Annotated in this window: 3 protein-coding genes and 2 pseudogenes; 4 read left to right on the top strand and 1 reads right to left on the bottom strand. The window is 68.6% G+C overall.

From position 1 onward, the window contains the following. Positions 1-241 precede the first annotated feature (241 nt). The 4 genes and pseudogenes from ACFVZH_RS39740 to ACFVZH_RS39725 form a co-directional block, all read left to right on the top strand. A pseudogene (locus tag ACFVZH_RS39740) lies at positions 242-706 on the top strand (IS630 family transposase); the annotation flags it as partial. A gap of 250 nt (positions 707-956) precedes the next feature. Next, on the top strand, positions 957-2582 hold the full coding sequence (locus ACFVZH_RS39735) for a hypothetical protein (protein ID WP_384905454.1): 1626 nt from the start codon (positions 957-959) through the stop codon (positions 2580-2582). A 180-nt stretch (positions 2583-2762) separates the two neighbouring features. Beyond that, complete coding sequence (locus tag ACFVZH_RS39730; RefSeq protein WP_384905452.1) at positions 2763-3947, top strand: PQQ-binding-like beta-propeller repeat protein; 1185 nt, start codon at positions 2763-2765, stop codon at positions 3945-3947. Positions 3948-4155: 208 nt separating this feature from the next. Next, positions 4156-4818 (top strand): IS5 family transposase, encoded by a 663-nt coding sequence (locus ACFVZH_RS39725; protein WP_384905450.1) that lies wholly within the window; start codon positions 4156-4158, stop codon positions 4816-4818. A gap of 585 nt (positions 4819-5403) precedes the next feature. On the opposite strand, the pseudogene ACFVZH_RS39720 reads toward ACFVZH_RS39725, so the two are convergent. Further along, positions 5404-5682, bottom strand: a pseudogene (locus ACFVZH_RS39720) (transposase); the annotation flags it as partial. Positions 5683-5970: the final 288 nt, after the last annotated feature.

Below are 5970 nucleotides of genomic sequence, written 5' to 3'. Positions count from 1 at the left end.
GCCAGCCTCGTTTCCGACCGCAACACCACCGGCTGACACAAACCCCCAGCTCAGACCCCCACGTCTCCAACGCAATCACGCACCAGCTCGTTAGGGGAATGCCCACACTGCCTATTGATCCGAAACGCTTGGGGTTCGAGGCCGCTGCAGTGGTGTGAGCGATCTGGTGGGGGACGGGCGGCATCTGTCGCCGTCGGGGCAGCGTTGCGGCTGCGGTCAGTGGCCGTGCTGGTGAAGGGCCGTGACCGCGCAGAGGTTGCGGCGGTGTTCAGGGTCCTGGCCGGCGATCCGCGCGAAGGCGAAGGCCGAGGGCGGAGAGGCTCTGTTCGCCGACCAGGTCGGCATCCGCTCCGACCAGGTCAGCGGCCGCACCTGGGGCGAGCGAGGCCGCACCCCGATCGTCCGGCGGACCGGGAACCTGATCTCCGTGAACACGATGTCGGCGATCGGCACGAAGGGCCGCAAGCCCTTCATGGTGTTCACCGGGAGCTTCGACGCAAGCGTGGTGTGCCGGTTCCTTGAGCGCTTCGCCGACCACTCCGACCGCAAGATCCACCTCGTGGTGGACCGGCACTCAACCCACCGGTCCCGCACGGTCCGCGACTGGCTGGTCGATCACGCCGACCGGATCGAGCCGCACTTCCCGCCGTCGTACTCGCCCGAGCTGAACCCTGACGAATTCGTCAACGCCGAACTCAAACGGAGCCTCCCAAACAGTGGCAAAGCACGTACCCAGACCCAACTCGCCAGCGAAACCCGGCGGTTCTCCCACTGCCGTCGGCGTCAGCCCCACGTCGTCCGCAGCTATCTCCACGGCCCACATGTCCGCTACATCCTTGAAGAGAACCCTTTTGGGCTTCTGGTCCATACGGATAGTGTTCGGCTGACTCCGGGCCTGCCGTCCGAACGACAGCTGCGCATCCGGCCGCCGGACGCTCGTGTGAAGGAGACCCACGTTGTCGCACCTCGGTCTTGCCCGCCCGCTCTCCCTGGCCATGGTGGCGGCGCTCGCGCTCGGCGCCTGCGGCCCGAAGTCGAGCGGCACGGAGGGAAAACCGGCCAAGTACGGCCCGGTCGTCGTCGACGGGATCGTGGACCTTCCGGCGCTGCAGCACCTGGTTGACACCGAACAGGCGCGCTCGCATGAGCAGCAGGAAGTCGAGCTCGCCAGGCTCGACGACATCCTCGAGCGGAAGCTCTGGACCGATTCGGGCTTGGAATCGGCGCTCGGCGGACCCGCGGCCGCCGACGCCGCGTTCGCCGCGCACGGCAAGGCCCTCACCAACAAGGCGCGGGCGATCGGCGAGCAGCCGATCGTGATAACGCCGGCGGCTTACGTCGCGAATTCTTCGGGTCCGACCATCGGGCAGGGCCTGTTCGGCGGCATCCTCGTCGCCACCCTCGGCGCCGACGGCATCGTGTCCGCCTCGAACGACCTCAAGGACGGTGAGCACGCTTCCGCGGACCCGACCAGGGAGGCCAAGGTCTCGGGCTCACTCGAGCACATGGATCTGGCCATAGACGCCACGCACGAGTCGGGTGGCGTGACCACCAAGCTGGCCGTGAAGGTCGGGGTCAGCCCGTGCCCCGACGCGAGCGGTCGCTTCGAGGCGAGCGCCAAGGTCGACATCGCCGTGACGAAAACAGGTGGTAGCACCGGCCAGAAGGGCACCCTGGATATCGCGATCACCGGCCAGGTCGATGACGACGCCAAGCTGGAGTCCACCGACGCCGAGTACCGCATGCAGTGGGCCGACTTCGCGAACAGCAAGGGCAGTTTCGTGGATGTCTCCGGCGCGATCGGCGGCGCGAAGGCGCGATCCGCGACCCTCGACCGCAGCGGCGGCAAGCAGAACACCTCCCTGTACGCAGACGCGGTTACCCTCGCTGCGCTCTACACCGTGGTGGTCAAGAGCCAGGTCGGCGACGCGGCCGAGAAGGGCTGGCAGTCGGGCCGTTGCGTGATCCTCAAGCCTTCCGCCTCGCCGGGGCCGAAGGGCATGAAGCCCGGCGCATCCTCGACGATCAACGCCGCGCCGCGCAGCAGGATCGACGGCAGGCCCGTCGGCGGGTCGGTCAAGGCGACCCTCACCGCAGGTGGTGCCGCGGTCAAGCCCGACGGCAGCAAGGTGAAGGCCGATGCGACCTTCACCTACACCGCACCGGATGCCCCTGACAAGAGCGGGACGGTGTCCCTCGAGGCCAGGTCGCGACGCGGTGTCGCCAAGACGAGCATCGACTTCGATACCAAGCGCGGGGCGTATGTCGCCAGCGGGGGCACCGCGGTGAAGGTCTCCGGCACCGTCGCCGACCTCACTGCGCCGTTCTCCTTGCCGGGACAGGGCAAGGGCTTCACGGTTGTCTACTCGTACACCCCCACCAGCAGCACCGGCGGCACCTACACCTACACCGGCTCGGGAGGCGGTGTGTCGATGGCGGGCTCGGGCACCTACCAGATCACGGGCAGCGACCCCGTGCTCACCCTGAAGCAGAACGCCCACGGCTGCGTGAACCTGCCCGGCGGCTGCAGCAGCACCGCCAACGTGATCACCCTCACCAGAACCGGGACTGAGGGATATTGATCAGAGACTCATGGGGTTCTCGTCCAGGACGTAGCGGACGTGCGGGCCGCCGAAGTAGCCGCGGACGATGTGCGGCTGGCTCTGGCGTCTACGGAAGAAGCGACGTGTCTCCGCGCACTCACCGCCGGATGCTCCTCCGAGGCCGAGGCCGAGGACTTGGGCGTCGTCTGGGACACTCCCGTGGACCGCAAGGCCGAACAGCAGGGCAACGGGGCCTGGCTGTCCGGCGACACGCTGGTCCGCAGCCGCTTCGACGCGGTGAGCGGGTACGACGCCCGTACCGGGAAACGGAGTTGGGAGTACGTACCGCCCGGCCGCTCGGCGGTCTGCCACGCCACCGCCGACACCGACGGCTCAGTCATGGTCCTCACCCGCGACGGGGACGGCGCTTCTGCCTCCGCCAAGGGCGAGCTCTGCGCCACCGCCGTCGCAATCGATATGAAGAACGGCCGCGAGATCTGGCAGGTCCCTCTTTCCACCAGCGAATCCGGCCTCCACCGCTTCCAGCCCTATGCGGTGTCCGCCGGCAGCGGCATCGCCGTGCTCCTCAAGAAGGACGGCCTGAATGCCGTGGACGTGCGCAGCGGGAAGCCGCTCTGGACGGCGGCCCTGCCCAAGGGCTGCGTCCCGGGCAGGACCAAGGTGGCCGGCCGCCAGGTCGCCGCCCTTCTCGCCTGCGGCGGCACCGACAAGGGCTTGGGAGACAAGGTCGCAAGGGACGCCGAGCTGCACGCCGCCGCCTTCGACCCGGCCACCGGCGCGCTCCTGTGGTCCGCCCCGCTCGGGGGCCGGAGCGCCATCCTCTGGGACGCCCGTGCAGACTTCGTCTCCGCCGACCCGGTGGTCGTGGCAGCCTCGGCATCGGGCGACTCCGACTCCGGGGCCTACTTCTCCTTCGGCGGCGACGGCCGCCCGAACCCGCCGATCGATTTCAGCGGTCCCTACGGCGAGATCACGTTCTACGAGCGGCTCAAGGCCGTCGCGGACGGCACCAGGCTCTACGCCCTGCCCCGCCAGGGGGAGGCGCCGCGCTATTACAGCTACCGCCTGACCGCCTTCGACCTGGCCACCGGAATTCCCGTCTGGGGCGGCACCCGCGACGACGACCGCCTCGACGGCGACACCGGGCACCGCCTCCTCCTCCAGGACGGGAAACTCACCGTCCTCACCTCGCCCCACCGCAGTTCCTACTTCGGCCTCCGTGTCCTCGACGCCGCCTCGGGCGAGCAGCGCGACGCCCGTAGCTTCCCCGATGGCAAGGACCCTGCGAACGCGCTCTTCGAGTACAAGGACTGGCTCATCGGCGCCCGCTACGAGGAACACACGACACCGTCCAAGCCTTTCACGGCCTACGAACGCCGCTGACTGCCGATCGGAATCCCGTCCGGGATTCTGCGGACCACCGCGCCGCCACACACGAGGCGATGAAATCCTGGGGCAGGCGGATCCAGAGCGAGATCGGGTTACGGCGGGCAGGGCCGTCACGAAGCAACTGTTGCGAGCGCCGTGATCAATGAGTGACTGGCACCGTCGCAGCAGGTGCTAATGCGGCTACTTCAGTTGATCTTGGGTGATGGATAATTCGTTCGCGATACGCCGTCATGAACTGTCCGATGCAGAGTGGGAGTCCGTCCGGCCGCTGTTGCCTGAGTCGTCGCGGGGACGGAAGCGGCTGGACGACCGCAGGATCCTGAACGGCATAGTGTGGAAGTTCCGGACCGGGACCACCTGGCGAGACGTGCCCGACCGGTACGGCCCGTGGGCCACGCTCCACACCCGTTTTCGCAGGTGGGCGGCGGACGGGACGTTCGAACGGATGCTGCGGGCCGCCCAGGCGAAAGCGGATGCTGCGGGCGACATCGACTGGCTGGTGTTGGTCGACTCAACGATCGTCCGCGCCCACCAGCACGCCGCCGGGGCCAAAAAAGGGGGGCTCCGTGCCCCGGCGCTCGGCCGGTCCAGAGGCGGCCTGAACAGCAAGATCCACCTGGCCTGCGACGGCCCGGGGCCGTCGGCTCCATGTCCACCACCACCTCGCCCATACCCGTCCTCCGCGGCTCCGGCGGAACCACCCTCCAGGCCGAGGAAGACGCCCTCGTCCTGCGCCGGTGGCGCAAGGAGAAGCGGATCCCGCTCCAGGCCGTTCGCCAGGTCCGCGCGGAGGGCCGTGCCCTCGCCGTGGAGCTCACCGCCCCGGCCGGTACAACCCCGACCGTGTTCCGGGTACGGGGTGTGAGCGCGGCGGCGGCGGTGTTCGCCGACGCGGTCACCGCGCGCCTGCCCGAAGAGCGGGAGGCCGACGGCGCGGCCCTCGTCACCGAAGGCACGCCTGCGGAGTCCGAGGACGAGGCGTACTGGCGCAAGCTCAAGCTCCGTGCGCGGGTCGTCGGCCTCGTGACCGTCGGAGTGGCCGTGGCGATGGCGATCGTGGGGGCGGGGTTCCTCGCGCTCCTCTTCCTGATCGGCCCCGTGACCCTGGGAATCGCCGTGCGCGGTCTCTACGCGATGAGGATGCCGTACTACGAGTGGGTACCTGCCCCGGTATGGCATCACCGTCGAGGCGGTGTACCGCCGCCCCGGGAGCTATGCCTAGACCGAGCTGCACGGCACGGCCCGCACCGCCTCCGTCCCGGGCAACGCCCCGACCAGACGGGTCGCCTACCACCCGGACAGGCCCGGCGAAGCGGTCGCCGCGTACTCGTGGATCCGCAAGGTGTTCCGCACCCTCTTCTGTCTGGCGTTCCTCCTCGTCGGCCTCTCGCTCTTCGCCTTCAACGTCTATATGGCCGTCGACGGCTTCCAACGCGGCTAACTGATCGTTTCAGGATGAGGTTCGCAGGCGGCGCAGGCATACGTGGCCGCAGGCCAGTTCGAGCAGGCCCTGATGGAGATCGGCGCGTCACTCGTAGCAGGTGCGGAGCCATTTGAACTGGTGCAGCCAGGCGAAGGCGCGCTCGACCACCCAACGCACCCTTCCCGACTCGGAGCCGTGGGCGACGGCACGTCGCGCCATCAACGGCTTGATGCCGCGCTTCCACAGCAGGCGGCGGTATTCGTCGAAGTCGTAGCCCCGGTCGGCATACAGACGTCGTGGCTTGCGGCCAAGTGCTGTTCGGTCAGGAACACGCAACCGCCCGGGATGCCGGCGGCGCCGTTCGGGGGCGGGTGGCAGCAGCGGGGCCACCCGCTCCCACAGGTCGTCCGAAACAAGATCAGCACGCACCCGGAGTCCCTGCCGACCAAGATCGGCGAGTGCAAGACCCGCGGCTCAACTCATTCTGAAACGATCAGTAACGAGCTGGTGCGTGATTGCGGGTGAGCGTCCGTGCTGGTGGGTGGCATGATCCGGGCTGTGACGATCATGGCCAGTCGGACGGTTCTCGCGCAT

Origin of the sequence: Streptomyces sp. NPDC059534 (genome assembly GCF_042743475.1) — a bacterium.
GTDB lineage: Bacteria > Actinomycetota > Actinomycetes > Streptomycetales > Streptomycetaceae > Streptomyces.
This window is presented reverse-complemented; position numbering and strand designations above follow the sequence as displayed.

Coding starts and splice junctions, on each gene's coding strand:
- ACFVZH_RS39725 (WP_384905450.1), top strand. CDS start 4,156: ATGGATAATTCGTTCGCGATACGCCGTCATGAACTGTCCGATGCAGAG.